The sequence below is a fragment of the Streptomyces sp. NPDC045998 genome (assembly GCF_056430285.1).
The window spans coordinates 95,939-108,871 of record NZ_JBWKLJ010000011.1 but is presented as its reverse complement, the minus strand read 5'-3'; the positions used below and the strand labels follow the sequence as shown (position 1 = coordinate 108,871).

The window sequence follows — 12,933 nt, the reverse complement described above, 5'->3', positions numbered from 1 at the left end:
TCCGTACGCGGCTCAGTACGCGGCCTCGCCGAGCAGGCGCTCCAGCTCGGCGAAGAACAGCTCCTTGTGCTCCCGGTTGAAGAAGTGTCCCCCGGGGAGGGAGCGGAACGAGAAGCGTGCGCTCGTGTGCACGCGCCACGCCGCGGCGTCCTCGGCGGGGACCAACGGATCACCGCTGCCCAGCAGGACGTGGACCGGGCACGGCAGCGGCCGGTGCCCCTCGGCCGGATGCCGGTAGGTCCCGCACACCCGGAGGTCCTCGCGGAGCCGGTCGGCCACGGCTTTCATGCGCGCGGGGTTCTCGCGCAGCAGGCGACCCGCTCCACCGAGACCCAACAACAGCTCAAGGGACGCACTATCCGACAGTCCTACGGTGAGGCCGGGTGCAGCCCGTAGGTGCGGCGCACGGTGCGCCGCGGCCACGAAACAGGCGGGCGGGCGTCGCCCTGCGGCGATGTGCCGCTGCGCCACGCCGTAGGCGACCAGCGATCCCATGCTGTGGCCGTAGAAGGCGTAGGGCTCGTCGAGGGAAGGAGTCAGCTGCCGTGTCACCTCACGTACGAGGGCGTCCATCGTGCTGACGGCACCGGGGAGGCCGGCCGCGGGCGACGCTCTCGGGGGCATGGACACCGGGACCACCTCCACACCGCGACCGAGGCGTTGCCCCCAGCCGGAGAAGGTCCACGGGCTGCCACCCGCGTGGTGGAAGCAGAACAGGCGCAGGCGCGCCACCCGGGTCCTCGCCCGGGTGCCGACCGCTCCGCCCGGCGCCGTACCCGACGTCGTACCCGTCGTCGCACCCGGCGCCGTGCCGCCTGTCGTCGTGCTTCCCGTCGTCGTGCTTCCCGTCGTCGTGCCCGCCGCCGCGCGTGCGGGGATGTTCGCCGCTGTGTGGAACATGCCCGCCAGTGTGACGCCGAGTTCCGGCGCGAGGGAGTGTCTGTCGAACCGGGTGGTGCCACTACCACCGGTACGCCTCTCCCCCCTCTCAGCGAAATCTTCTGCGGAAGGAAAGAAGTCGATTCATGCAGACAACCGCATCTCCCCCGGTGTCCGGCCTTTTACGGCGAACGAGGCTGCGGCATTTCCTGCGCGCCCGCCGGGAGCAGATAACGCCGGAAGAAGTCGGCCTGGTGAACGTGGAACGCAGGCGCACGCCCGGACTGCGGCGCGAGGAGGTGGCGGCCCTGGCCGGGGTCGGGGTGTCCTGGTACACGTGGCTCGAGCAGGGGCGGGACATCAACGTCTCCGAGGGGATCGTGAACGCGGTCAGCAACGCCCTCCGGCTCGACGACTGCGAGCGCCAGTATTTCCACCGACTGGCCGGCCACAATCCACCGCAGCGCATGGAGGGTTACGGGTGGGACAGCGCGTACGGCCGCATGCACGCGCTCGTCGAGGGGTGGTCGCGCAATCCTGCCTACATCACCGACAGGTACGGGCGTATCGAACTCGCCAGCCGTACCGCGCGCTCCCTGTTCCACATCGACGAGCGCGACCACAACTGCGTGGTGAAGTTCTTCACCGAAACGTCCACGCGCGAGAAGTACCCGGACGCGGACGAGGTGGGGCGTGGACTGGTCGCCCAGTTCCGGGCCCAGTCGGCCTGCTTCCCGGAGGACCGGGAGTTCGGCCGGATGGCGGAGCGGCTGTGCGAGGCCAGCCCGCGGTTCGCCGCGCTGTGGGACTCCCATGAGGTCGTCGGCCCGCACCAGGGCCTGCGCAGGATCGCGCTTCCTCAGACCGGGGTGAAGGTCTTCGACCGGGTGGTGATGCGTGTGCCAGACCATCCGGAATCGCTCCTGACCCTGTACATCCCCCAGCCCCGGAAGGAACTCACCGAGCGGCCGGGCGAACTGGTCGGCGCGCACGCCGGCGCCGTCGCCGGCTGAGCCGTATCCCCGTAACCCTGTAAGCCGTACCCCGGTATCCCGGTACCCCGGTACCCCGGTATCCCGGTATCCCCGTGAGCCGTATCCCGTTCGCCGTGCCGGTGGTGTTCTCACCACCACGATCAGGAGACACTTCCTCCGCCCGTTCCCGGATTCCATGATGAATCCATGGAACGCGGAGGACTTCAAGCCTCCTGACCAATCGTTCCATTCTTTCCCGCAACGGCAGTCCGCCGTCTTTCAGGGTGCGGAAAACCCACCGAAAAGTCGGCGCCCATTGACCAACGGAGGAATGTGATGGACAGTTCGATCGCCGGCCGAGTGATCACGATCCTGGGTGAGCTGGAGGTGTCCACGGCGGATGTCACGCCGGACACCACGTTCGAGGCCATGGAAATCGACTCGCTGCTGCTCGAAGAGCTGGCACTGCGGCTGCAGATGTCCTTCGGTATCGAGATCGAGATGGGCGAGCTCGTCCCGGAGCAGACCGTCGCGGAAGCGGCCGCGGTCATCGCGTCCAAGGGTGTCGCCGTCGCCTGACGCATTCCGCACACGCCCCCACCCCCACCCCCTCCCCCCACGCAACCCGCACACCCCACACCCCAACACCCACCGTTTCCCTTATCGAAAGGAACACCGATGTCCTCCCCCCTGCTCGTCCTGAACGAAGTCGTCGTCGCCCCCGGCAAGGCGGACCAGGTCCTGGCCCACTGGAGCGAACTGAACAAGAAGGAGCCGGTGGTCGGCCGCGCGCTGTACCGCAGCACGGACGACGGCAACATCCTGGAGATCACCCCCATCGAGAACCTGTCGGAGCTGGGCGCCCTGAACGCCGTCTGGCAGAAGCTCTGGGAGGGCGTGTCGGACGACCTCGTCACGGACTTCCGGCGCCAGCTGCTGGAGTTCGTCGAGGCGCCCAAGGACAGCGCCGACCCGCTGCCGCAGACCCCGTACGTGCAGTTGCGCCACATCGAGGTCAAGCCCCGTGAGTACGCGGCGTACCGCGCGTGGCGGGAGAACACCATCTTCGACGTCGTCCGGCGCGCGGACCAGGTGGAGGCGTTCCTGGCGTACCACTCGCTGCTCAGCTCCGAGCCCGGCGTGATGTTCGTGTCCGGCTTCTCCTGCGAGCCGGCGGAGTACCAGTCGGTCTTCACGTCGCCGGAGTACCAGGAGATCGTCCAGCAGGCGGGCGACCGCTACATCGTGGGCGGCGAGAGCGGCCTCTACACGCGCGTCTACCAGCGCGTCGATGCCTGAGGCCCACGCGATGACCGACACCCGATCGATGCCCGGGGCGCGTACGGTGGCGCGCCCGGCCGGGCCCGCCACCCCGGGCCGCACGGAAGTCCACGAACTCGCCCTCACCACCCAGGGCCCGCTGTACCCGCCGAGCGAGGTCATGGACGGCGACGGCAACTTCGTGGTGGTGGGCATGATCAACCGGCCCACCCCTGCCGGAGGGGCCGTGCCGGAGTGGGGCGCGGCCGTGGTCTCGCCGGACAGCCCGGTTCCCGCGTTCGGCGGCCTCGCCCCCTACACGGTGCTGCGCGAACTGGACCCCGACCCCGACGGGCGGGACCGGGACGTCGTCCTCCACACGCTGCCGCTGCCCCTGCCGTGCAACAACTACCCGATGGTGTTCGCGCCGGAGCAGCGGCCCGACGCCGGCCGGGTCGAGCGGCCGAGCCACCCCTTCCACCAAGTGCCCATCCCGGACCTGCGCGCGGAGGACGGGCCCAAGGTCGTCGAGCCGGTGACCTTCGGCCGGTGGATGCGGGCGAGCGGGACCCTGGAGGTGGCCGTCACCCCCGACGGCCGCGCCGGGACCTTCGACTTCCGGTTCTCCTCGCTCGTGCCCGACAGCGTCTACACCGTGATGTCGCTGCGGGCGCGCGACCTGGATCCCGCGGGGCCGACCCGCCCGGGCCCGCTCGGTGTGCCGAACGTGTTCGTCACGGACGCGGACGGCTCGGCACGCTACTCCGCCACGCTGCCGGACCCGTTCCCGGACCCGGATCTTCCGGGGGCCAACCGCGTCATCAACGTGGTCGTGCTGTGGATGAGCTACCAGCGCAGCTACGGGGGCGCCATCGGCGAGTTCGGGCTCGGAGGGGACATCCACGCCCATCTGAAGCTGCGCGGCCCGTCCTTCCAGGACCTGCGGACCGTCGGGTCCCCCCAGCCCGAGAGCGCCTGAAAACCAGAGCGCCCGAGAGCGAACGAGAAAGACCGAGAAAGACCGAGAGAGACCGAGAGAGGCCCCCATGCCCATCATCTCCGTCACCACGTGGGACGGCCAGGACGACGCACAGTGCCGGGAACTCATGGAGGAGCTGACCCGGACCGTCAGGCGCGTCACGGGAGCGCCCCTGGACAAGATCACCGTCTACATCCAGGAAGTGCCCCGCAACCGCTGGGCGGAGGGCGGCGCCCTGGGCGACGACCCGAAGTTCCCGGAGCTGAGCCGGCGGACGACCGAGTGACGCATCGAGTGCCGCATCGGGTGACGCCCCGGGTGCCGCATCGGGTCACGCATCGGGTCACGCATCGAGTGCCGCGCCGAGCGACGCACTGAGCGCGCCCGGCGGACTCGTACGACGGTGGCCCCGTACGACGGCCGCCGAGGACACGCGCGTCAGGACATCCACACAGGAGTACGCGAAAGGTCGAGAGTCATGCCCCAAGAATCACCCCAGGACACCGGTCCCACGCCGGGGGCGCTGTTCCTCGTCGGCGACGTGTTCGCGGAGTTCGCCCACCACGACGGCGTGTTCACCGTCTCCCAGCTGGCCCGCCTGATCAGGAGCGGGACGTTCCCGGAAGGCCCCGACGAGGTCCGTGTGACCCTGGGCCAGGGCGTCTCCCTCTTCGACGTCCAGTTCATACGCGACACCCTCGCCCGACGCGGGGCCGCGGACCGGGTCGTCATCGACGACCGCGCGCTGCACACCCGCGCCGGGCGGGAGATCGCCCACAAGCACCGTCCGGAGAACGTGCTGATCTCCGAGCCGCGCCCGGTCGGCGCCGACTGGTACGAAGCCGACCTGCTGGTGGACGCCGCCAACGAGGTGATGTCCGACCACCTCACCGGGCAGCACATGCAGGGGATGCTGGCCACGGAGGCCGGGCGGCAGATGTTCATCGCGGTGGCCGAGCAGTTCTACCTGCCGGCCGAGGCGGTCGGCAGCAGGTACTTCGTCATCGACTCCTTCGCCACCCGCTACCGCAGCTTCCTCTTCCCGCTGCCCGCCGTGGTGCGGTGCCACGTCCTCGCCCACCGCGCCCCGCACCACACGCGTACGACGTTCCACTGCGAACTCTCCGTGAGCCAGGGCGCGTCGGAGACCGCCTGCATCGAGGTCCGGTTCACCGCCTTCGACACGCAGGTCTCCCACGCCAAGGAGACGCGGGCGGCGCAGCGCTCCCTGCAGGACGGCGTGGCACTGGCCACGGCGGCGGCCGCGGCCGCGAACCCGGCGCGGACGGAGGTCGGCGCGTCGTGACCGTGCCCCCGCCCTCCATCGTCTTCAGCGACGTCGACGAGACGCTCATCACGGTCAAGAGCATGTTCGACTTCCTCCACTACCAGCTGGTGCGCCGTCACGGCCTGACCGGCGAGCAGGAGTACGAGCGCGTCATGGAGGTGGTCCGCCGGCGGGCCGCCGAGGGAGTGCCGCGCGACGACATCAACCGCTTCTACTACCGTCAGTACGCGGACGAGTCCGTGGCGACGATCACGAGCCTGGCGGAGGACTGGTTCACCGAACGCGCGGTGTCCACGCGGGGCTTCTACATCGACACCACGCGGCGCGCCCTGCGCGACCACCGGGCCGCCGGCGCGACCCTCGTGCTGGTCTCCGGCTCGTTCCCGCCCCTCCTCGAACCCCTGGCACGGGAGGTGGGGGCCGACACGATCCTGTGCACGCGCCCGCTGACCGCGAACGGCCGGTACACCGGCGAGGTCGGCACCCCCGTCATCGGCGAGGGCAAACGCGCCGCGGTGCTGGACCACCTGGCCTCCCGCCCCGACGTCGACCCGCGGGACTGCTACGCGTACGGGGACCACGTGTCGGACCTGCCGATGCTGGAGCTGGTGGGGCACCCGGTGGTCGTCGGGGACGACGACGAGCTCCGCGCACGCCTGCCCCGGCGGTCCGGCTCCGAGATGACGCGTACCCGATGAACGAGCCCCGGTTCCACGTGCTGCTGGGGCCCGACGGCGCCGGCAAGTCGTCGGTCATGCGGCGTCTCGTGAGGACGCTGCCCGAGTGGCGGCTGGTGTCGACGGACAGCGCGTTCACCGCGCCCGAGCACACGCTGATCCCCCGGCTGCGGCGGGACGTGCAGGACCACCTGCTGCCGGGCCTCGGCACCGCGTACTCCGTGGACTTCCTCGCGAGCGTGCTGCAGACGGCCGTGGTCCACCTCAGGGACCAGGTGCGCGAGCGGGACCCGCGGGTGCCGGTGCTCATGGACTCGTACTACTACAAGATCCTGGCGAAGTGCCGGATGGCGGGCGTCCGGGACAGCCGGATGTACTCCTGGTGGCGTTCCTTCCCGCAGCCGAGCGGAGTCGTCTTCCTCGACGTCTCACCCCGGACGGCCTGGCACCGCCGGGGCGACGGGACGCGGCTCAACGCCCTGGAGTACGAGGGGGACTCCGGCGACTGGGCGGACTTCGAGCGCTACCAGCGGAACCTGCGCAAGCTGCTGCTGGAGGAGGTCCGCGACGTGCCGGTGACGATGCTGCGGGAGCAACCCGACGCCGGCCGGGCGGCCGAAGCCGTGCGGGAGGTGCTGACCGCGTGAACGTTCCCTCCGTCTGGCACACCCCGGGCCACACCGGCCGTTACCGCGAGCGGGTGTTCGCCGCGCGCGAGCGGCTGGCCGGTGAGCACGCCGACCTCCGCGGCGCGCAGCGGCGCGTCCTCGCGGATCTGCTGGACTTCAACGCCTCCACCGCGTTCGGCAGGGAGCACCGCTTCGGCCGCCTCCGGACGATCGACGACTTCCGGGCGGCCGTCGCGGTGCGCGACTACGCCGACCACGCGCCCCTGATCGAGCGGACGGCCGCCGGCGAGCGGAACCTGCTGTCGGCGGACGCCCCGGAGGTCTACTTCACCAGCAGCGGCAGCACCGGGGCGCGCAAGAAGGTCCCCGTCACCCCGCGCTTCATGAAGACGACGTTCATGCCGTTCTACTTCGCGGCGTGGGCACCCCTGATCGAGCACTTCCCCGAGGTGCTGGAGCGCCCCGACGCCGTCCTCAACCTCAAGCACGACCCGCTGAACGCCCCGCCCACCACCGCCGACGGCCGCCCCCATGTGGGCGCCAGCCAGGTGGACTTCGGCGCCCGGTTCGGCGAACCCCTCTCGGCCGAACCCGGCACGGGCGCCCCGTGGGCGGCGCTGCCCGTGCCCACCGAGCCCGGCGACCACCTGGAGCGGGCGTACCTGCGGCTCCGGCTGGCGGTGCAGAGCGATGTGCGCTGCCTGATCGGCATCAACCCGGCGATGATCGCCGCCGTCCCGTACCAGTTGAACCTGTGGTGGCCGCGGATCGTGAAGGAGGTGCGTGACGGCACGCTCGGCGGCGTGCCCCACGGTGTGCCGGACCCGGGCCGCGCCGCCGAACTCGAACGCCTCGCGGACTACTTCGGGACCGTGCGCCCCGCCCACGTGTGGCCCCGCCTGCGGGCGCTGTTCTGCTGGACGACCGGGGTGGCGTCCCTGTATCTCCCCGCGCTGCGCGAGGAGTTCGGCACGGCGGTCACGGTGCTGCCCGCGCCGGTGGCCGCCTCGGAGGGGCCGGTCGGCGTGGCGCTGGACCGGCACGCCTCCGCGGGCGGTCTCGTCGCGTCGGCCTCGGTGTACGAGTTCGTGCCCGCCGACCAGGACCTCGCCCCGGACTCCGCCACCCTGCTGCCGCACGAGCTGGAGGCCGGCCACGACTACCACGTGATCTTCAGCCATGTCGGCGGGCTGTACCGGTACGCGGTCGGTGACGTGGTCCGGGTCGTGGACCGGGTCGGCGGCGTACCGAGGGTCGAGTACGCGGGCCGGGGCGGCCGGTCCGACGCCGTGGGCGAGCGGCTGCGGGACGCCCAGGTGGTCAGGGCCCTGCACACGGCTCTGGGCTCCGGCGGCCTGGCGCTGCGCAACGTGGCATGCCGGGTCGAACCGGCGGCGGACGGCACCCCGCACGCCCCGCACTACGTCTTCGCGATCGCGCCCCGCTCCCCCTGGAACGCGACCGAGGCCGAGCGCTTCACCGCCGCCCTGGACGCCTCCCTGGCGGCTGAGTCCGCCGGGTACGCGCGGACGAGGGCGGCCGGGCGGCTGAACGCGCCCGCGGTGCGGCTGCTCGACGCCGAGGCGTTCGTCCGCGACTGGCACGGCACGGTCGGCACCGGTGTCCGCCCGACCCAGGTCAAGGACCGCCTCTTCCGGCAGGACGACGGCGCCTGGGACCGCCTGACCGGCCCGCCGGCCGGCTGACGTCCACTGGCTGACGTCCACCGGCGGGCGTCAGCCCGCCGGCGAGCGTACCGGCGTCCGTCCGGGCGTACCCCGAAGCGTCGTCCGCCCCCGCTCCCCCACCCCACTTCCCCCCTCCGAGGAGCCTGTCATGCCCGTGCTCGACCCCGCACTCGACCCGGCGCTCGACCCCGTCGAGCGGACCGCCCTGCTCACCGCGGCGTTGCGGGCCGCCGAGACCCGCCGCGAGGACCGGCTGTACGAGGATCCGTACGCCGCCGGACTCGTCGGGGACGCGGGCCCGGAGTTACTCGCCGAGATCCGGGCCGCGACCTTCCCGCCCGACCGGCCGCGCACCCTGCCCAGCACTCCCGACTACAACGCCATCCGTACGCGGTTCTTCGACGACCTGCTGCAGCGGGCGGCCCGGGAACCGGAGACCACGCAGATCGTGCTGGCCCCGGCGGGCATGGACTCGCGTGCGTACCGGCTGTCGTGGCCCGAGCACCTCCGCTACTTCGAGGTGGACCGGCAGGCGGTGCTCGACCTCAAGGCCGCGCGGCTCCGGGGCGTCGAGCCGCGCGTCGACCACCGTACGGTCGCCGTCGACCTCACCGCCGCCGACTGGGAGGACCGGCTCGTCGCGGCCGGGTACGACCCCTCCGTCCCCTCGACGTGGCTGCTGGAAGGGCTGCTGTACTACATCCCCGAGGCCGACGCCCACCGGATGCTGGAGCGGGTCGCCGCGGTCTCCGCGCCCGGCAGCCGCATCGCCGCGGACATCGTCAACGCGGCCGCCCTGCACCTGCCGCACATGCGGGGGCTGCTGGACGTCTTCGCGGGCTGGGGCTGCCCGTGGGTGTTCGGCACCGACGAGCCGGAGGCCCTGTTCGAGCGGTACGGGTTCGACGTCCGGGCCGTCCAGCCGGGCGAGCCCGAAGCCGACTACGGGCGGTGGCCCGACCCGGTGCCGCCGCGCGAGGTGGCGGACGTACGGCGGGTGTTCTTCGTGCACGGCAGGCGTCGCTGACGATGGCGACCATCGCGATCGCGGGCGGCGGCATCGCCGGCCTCGCCATGGCCCTCGCGCTCGGCGGGCGCGGCCACCGGGTGCGGGTCCTGGAGAAGAGCGGCCCCCCGCCGGACGGACCCGTCGTCGAGAGCGCGGAGTCGTGGCGGAGGCCCGCGGTTCCCCAGGCCGCCCACGACCACATCCTGAACGCGCTGGGCGTACGGATGCTGCGCCGCTACGCACCGGCCGTGCTCGACGCGGCGCTGGCGGAAGGCGCGCGGCTCCTCGACCTCACCGCCGCGGCGCCCGGTGCGGGCGCCGACGACCGCCGGCCGGGAGACGACGACCGGGAGCCGGGAGACGATGACCGGGAGCCGGGCGACGACGAGCTCGTCACGCTGGTCGTCCGCCGTCCCGTCCTGGACCTGGTGCTGCTCCGGGCCGCTCGGGCCGTGCCCGGCGTGACCATCAGTCACCGCACCACGGTCACCGGACTGCTGCTCGACCCGCCCCGACGGGGAGGACACCGGGTGACGGGCGTCGTGACGGGCGACGGCCGGACCATTCCGGCCGACGTGGTGGTGGACGCCTCCGGCCGCAGGTCCGCCTCCCGGTCGTGGCTCGCCGCGGCCGGCGTCCCGGTGCCGGACGACCTGACCGGCCCGAGCCGGTTGCACGCCTTCGGCCGCTTCTACCGGCTGCGGGACCGCGACGCCCCGCCGCCCGGCCCGCTGAACCGGGGCAACGCGGCCGGCGGCGTCTGGGGCCACTACTCCGCCGTCCTGCACCCCGCGGACAACGACGTCTTCGCCATCACCCTCGGCACGCTGCCCGGCGACCGCGCGATGACGGCCCTGCGCACGCCGGGGGCCTTCACCGCCGCCTGCCGCCTCTCGCCGTTCCTGGGCGCCTGGGTCGACGAGCGGGTGGCGCGGCCGCTCGGCCCGGTACGGGCCATCGGCATGCCGCCGAACATCCTGCGCGGCACGGCGACCGACCGGCGGCGTCCGGTCGCCGGGCTCCTCCAGGCCGGGGACGCCGCCTGCGTCACCGACCCGATGTTCGGCCGGGGCATGTCCCTGGCTCTCGCGCACGCCTTCCTGCTGACGGACATGCTGGAGGACCTGCTGGAGGAACACCCCGCACCGGACGACCGGTTGGGCCCGGCCGCCGCGGACCTCGCCGAACGGCTGCTGCGGCCTTGGTACGACCAGGGCGTGCACGACTCCTGGGCGCGCGTCCAGCGATGGCGCACCGAGGCGGGAGCGCCCGCGGGCCCCGCACCCGGCCGGCCCGCCGCGCCCGTGCCCGGGCGGCTGTGGGCGGCCGCGACGGCGGCGGCGGCCACCGACGGCACCGTATGGCGGGGGATGACCCGTATCCAGACGAGCCTGCACACCCCCGCGGAGGTCTTCGCCGACGAGCGGTTCCTGGCCCGTGTCCGGGCAGCGGGCGCCGCCTCCCCGCCACCGGCGCCGTACGGCCCGGCGCCGTACAGCTCGACGCCGTACGGCCCGACGCCGTACAGCCCGACGCCGCCGAGCCGCGCGGAACTCCGGCACGCCATCGCCGCCCGGGAAGGAGCATGACGGTGCCGCCTCACAAGAACGTCCTGCTGGCACCGGTCACGGTCACCCCCACCAAGCCGCTGACCCCCAGCCACCTCAAGGGGCTGCTGTGGACCGACGTGATGTTCCGGGCCACCGCACCGCTCGCCGAGGTGACCTACCGCTACAGCCCCACCACGTACCACGTCACCGAGCAGACGGTCGGCTTCTGGGAGTACCTGGACCGCGCCCACGGTGAGACCGACTACAGCCGGCTCTCCGAGGAGGACATCGGCGACCTCTACGTCCGCTACCGCTCCGAGGCACCCCACCAGAGCGCCGACGTCCTGCGGCCGTACCGGGACGCCGTCGAGCACAGTGGCTGGGTGCACCCCGCGAGCGCACGGATGCTGCGGCTGTGGGCCGGGCACTACGAGCGGCTGGGGATGCACGACCCCGGGCTCCGGGAGCACCAGCCGCCGGGCCTCGGGCTCGAGGAGACGATCGAGCGGCTCGCCGCCGTGGGCCTCGTCCTCGACCAGCGGGACTGCGGGGGCCCGGTCCACCTGGACCTCACCCGGTTCGGCATGCCGCTGCGCCGGATCGTCACGGCCGACGGCCGCCCCAACTACCTCGCCTGCGCGCTGCGCGAACTGCTGCCGCTCGTCCCCGCGTACGACGAGGTCGTCCTGCTGTACGACCGCGAACTCGACGCGGACTACCGGCTGCTGCACCGCGTGCTGAGCGATCTGGGCCCGGCGGTACGCCGCGTGCCGATCGGCCGGGTGCCGATCGACGGCAGGATCGCCTCGGCCCGGCACGGCGGCTGGCACGGCCACACGGCCGGCGCGCTGCTGCGGGCCGCGGGCGACGCCCTCGAGGGCCGGGCCGGGGGCGACGACCTCGGCGCGCTCCGCCTCGGTTTGCGCCTGTACTTCATCGCGCACCTCGGCCCGGGGCAGTCCCAGTCCTTCCGCCACGACCTGCTGCGCCACTGCCTCACCGTGGCCTCCCGGCTCCTGAACCACTCGGAAGCGACGCGTTCCCCCGGGGTGCGTTCCCCCGGCACGCGCGCGACCGGTGGGGGCGCGACCGGTGGGGGCGTGACCGGCGCGGACGAGCTGCTCGACGCGCTCGGCCGGCACCGGCGCGGCCACACCTATGTCGACCCCTACCGGCTGGCCTGCTCGCTCCTGGGCAAGGGCCGCCCGGCACCCGATCCCGCACTCCTCTCGGCGGTGTTCCTGTGACCGGCCCCCTCCACCACCCTCTGACGTCCGCGACCCTGCTCAAGTCGGCCGTGGACCGCGTACGCTCCGCCCGCCCGGAGCTCGCGGACCGCCTCGACCTGTCCGGTCCCCGGGCCTTGCGCGTCCTCCGGGACGGATTCCACGGCGACCGCGCCGCCGTCGCGAGCGACGAGGTGCTGGCCGTGGTCGTCGTCGGCCGCCTCGACCTGCCCGGGTGGGTACGCGAGACCTGCGCCTTCGCCCTCGCCCTGACTCCCTCGGCGGGGGACGCGTGGCGACGCTCCTTCACCCGCACCGTCCACCTGGCCGGCAACCCGTCCAACCTCCGCGAGAGGTTCGCCTTCGACCACATCGCCGGCGACGACTCGGTGGCGTGGGCCGGACCCGCGCCCGGCGCGGCGACGTCCACGCTGCGCCGGCTGCTCAAGACCTTCGAGTCGACGCACGAGCTGGCCGCCCGGCCGCCGGTCACCGTGAGCGTGCCCGGCCACCCGGGGTCGCGTCCCGCGGTCCACCGCGACCTGTACGTCGCCACCGCCGGGGTGACCGTCACCGACGCGCTCGTACACGTCAACCACCTGCTCGCCGAGGCCGTCCTGGACGGGCTGATCGGTCCCGGCGACCGCCTGACGCTGCGGTTCGTGCCGCGCCTGACCGGCGTGGGCGAACGGCTCGCCGCGTTGCGCGTCGACACCGACGTCCACCGCCCGGACGAACTCCGGGCGTACGCCGGACTGACCACGGAGACCTGAG

Annotated in this window: 14 protein-coding genes; 13 read left to right on the top strand and 1 reads right to left on the bottom strand. The window is 72.9% G+C overall.

From position 1 onward, the window contains the following. Positions 1 to 12: 12 nt before the first annotated feature. Complete coding sequence (locus AC07FJ_RS28975; protein WP_479052208.1) at positions 13 to 900, bottom strand: thioesterase II family protein; 888 nt, start codon at positions 898 to 900, stop codon at positions 13 to 15. Between the two features lie 125 nt (positions 901 to 1,025). On the opposite strand from AC07FJ_RS28975, the gene AC07FJ_RS28970 reads away from it, so the two are divergent. From AC07FJ_RS28970 to AC07FJ_RS28910, 13 genes are all read left to right on the top strand, one after another. Further along, on the top strand, positions 1,026 to 1,892 hold the full coding sequence (locus tag AC07FJ_RS28970; RefSeq protein WP_479052207.1) for a helix-turn-helix transcriptional regulator: 867 nt from the start codon (positions 1,026 to 1,028) through the stop codon (positions 1,890 to 1,892). Positions 1,893 to 2,189: 297 nt separating this feature from the next. Further along, the gene (locus AC07FJ_RS28965) at positions 2,190 to 2,432 is read left to right on the top strand and encodes a phosphopantetheine-binding protein (protein ID WP_479052206.1); all 243 of its coding nucleotides are present in this window, start codon (positions 2,190 to 2,192) and stop codon (positions 2,430 to 2,432) included. A 99-nt stretch (positions 2,433 to 2,531) separates the two neighbouring features. Beyond that, on the top strand, positions 2,532 to 3,152 hold the full coding sequence (locus AC07FJ_RS28960) for a hypothetical protein (protein WP_479052205.1): 621 nt from the start codon (positions 2,532 to 2,534) through the stop codon (positions 3,150 to 3,152). A 10-nt stretch (positions 3,153 to 3,162) separates the two neighbouring features. Further along, positions 3,163 to 4,092: a hypothetical protein gene (locus AC07FJ_RS28955; RefSeq protein ID WP_479052204.1), complete on the top strand. Its 930-nt coding sequence runs from the start codon at positions 3,163 to 3,165 to the stop codon at positions 4,090 to 4,092. Positions 4,093 to 4,159: 67 nt separating this feature from the next. Beyond that, positions 4,160 to 4,378: a tautomerase family protein gene (locus AC07FJ_RS28950; RefSeq protein ID WP_479052203.1), complete on the top strand. Its 219-nt coding sequence runs from the start codon at positions 4,160 to 4,162 to the stop codon at positions 4,376 to 4,378. 192 nt (positions 4,379 to 4,570) lie between these two features. Then, complete coding sequence (locus tag AC07FJ_RS28945) at positions 4,571 to 5,398, top strand: AfsA-related hotdog domain-containing protein (RefSeq protein ID WP_479052202.1); 828 nt, start codon at positions 4,571 to 4,573, stop codon at positions 5,396 to 5,398. After that, positions 5,395 to 6,078, top strand: coding sequence for an HAD family hydrolase (locus AC07FJ_RS28940; protein ID WP_479052201.1), 684 nt, complete (start codon positions 5,395 to 5,397; stop codon positions 6,076 to 6,078). The genes AC07FJ_RS28945 and AC07FJ_RS28940 overlap by 4 nt, the downstream gene beginning before the upstream one ends. Beyond that, positions 6,075 to 6,704, top strand: coding sequence for a nucleoside/nucleotide kinase family protein (locus tag AC07FJ_RS28935; protein WP_479052200.1), 630 nt, complete (start codon positions 6,075 to 6,077; stop codon positions 6,702 to 6,704). Before AC07FJ_RS28940 ends, AC07FJ_RS28935 begins: the two co-directional genes overlap by 4 nt. Further along, complete coding sequence (locus AC07FJ_RS28930; RefSeq protein WP_479052199.1) at positions 6,701 to 8,392, top strand: GH3 family acyl-acid amido synthetase; 1,692 nt, start codon at positions 6,701 to 6,703, stop codon at positions 8,390 to 8,392. The genes AC07FJ_RS28935 and AC07FJ_RS28930 overlap by 4 nt, the downstream gene beginning before the upstream one ends. A gap of 130 nt (positions 8,393 to 8,522) precedes the next feature. Further along, positions 8,523 to 9,401 (top strand): SAM-dependent methyltransferase, encoded by an 879-nt coding sequence (locus AC07FJ_RS28925; RefSeq protein WP_479052198.1) that lies wholly within the window; start codon positions 8,523 to 8,525, stop codon positions 9,399 to 9,401. Between the two features lie 2 nt (positions 9,402 to 9,403). Continuing rightward, positions 9,404 to 10,972, top strand: a complete 1,569-nt coding sequence (locus AC07FJ_RS28920) for an NAD(P)/FAD-dependent oxidoreductase (RefSeq protein ID WP_479052197.1) — start codon at positions 9,404 to 9,406, stop codon at positions 10,970 to 10,972. After that, positions 10,969 to 12,180 carry a hypothetical protein gene (locus AC07FJ_RS28915; protein WP_479052196.1) on the top strand — a complete coding sequence of 404 codons (1,212 nt, stop codon included), beginning with the start codon at positions 10,969 to 10,971 and terminating at the stop codon, positions 12,178 to 12,180. Before AC07FJ_RS28920 ends, AC07FJ_RS28915 begins: the two co-directional genes overlap by 4 nt. Continuing rightward, a complete protein-coding gene (locus AC07FJ_RS28910) occupies positions 12,177 to 12,932 on the top strand; it encodes a DUF6182 family protein (RefSeq protein WP_479052195.1) in 756 nt (251 codons plus the stop codon). Before AC07FJ_RS28915 ends, AC07FJ_RS28910 begins: the two co-directional genes overlap by 4 nt. Position 12,933: the final 1 nt, after the last annotated feature.

Coding starts and splice junctions, on each gene's coding strand:
- AC07FJ_RS28975 (WP_479052208.1), bottom strand. CDS start 900: ATGTTCCACACAGCGGCGAACATCCCCGCACGCGCGGCGGCGGGCACG.
- AC07FJ_RS28970 (WP_479052207.1), top strand. CDS start 1,026: ATGCAGACAACCGCATCTCCCCCGGTGTCCGGCCTTTTACGGCGAACG.
- AC07FJ_RS28965 (WP_479052206.1), top strand. CDS start 2,190: ATGGACAGTTCGATCGCCGGCCGAGTGATCACGATCCTGGGTGAGCTG.
- AC07FJ_RS28960 (WP_479052205.1), top strand. CDS start 2,532: ATGTCCTCCCCCCTGCTCGTCCTGAACGAAGTCGTCGTCGCCCCCGGC.
- AC07FJ_RS28955 (WP_479052204.1), top strand. CDS start 3,163: ATGACCGACACCCGATCGATGCCCGGGGCGCGTACGGTGGCGCGCCCG.
- AC07FJ_RS28950 (WP_479052203.1), top strand. CDS start 4,160: ATGCCCATCATCTCCGTCACCACGTGGGACGGCCAGGACGACGCACAG.
- AC07FJ_RS28945 (WP_479052202.1), top strand. CDS start 4,571: ATGCCCCAAGAATCACCCCAGGACACCGGTCCCACGCCGGGGGCGCTG.
- AC07FJ_RS28935 (WP_479052200.1), top strand. CDS start 6,075: ATGAACGAGCCCCGGTTCCACGTGCTGCTGGGGCCCGACGGCGCCGGC.
- AC07FJ_RS28925 (WP_479052198.1), top strand. CDS start 8,523: ATGCCCGTGCTCGACCCCGCACTCGACCCGGCGCTCGACCCCGTCGAG.
- AC07FJ_RS28920 (WP_479052197.1), top strand. CDS start 9,404: ATGGCGACCATCGCGATCGCGGGCGGCGGCATCGCCGGCCTCGCCATG.
- AC07FJ_RS28915 (WP_479052196.1), top strand. CDS start 10,969: ATGACGGTGCCGCCTCACAAGAACGTCCTGCTGGCACCGGTCACGGTC.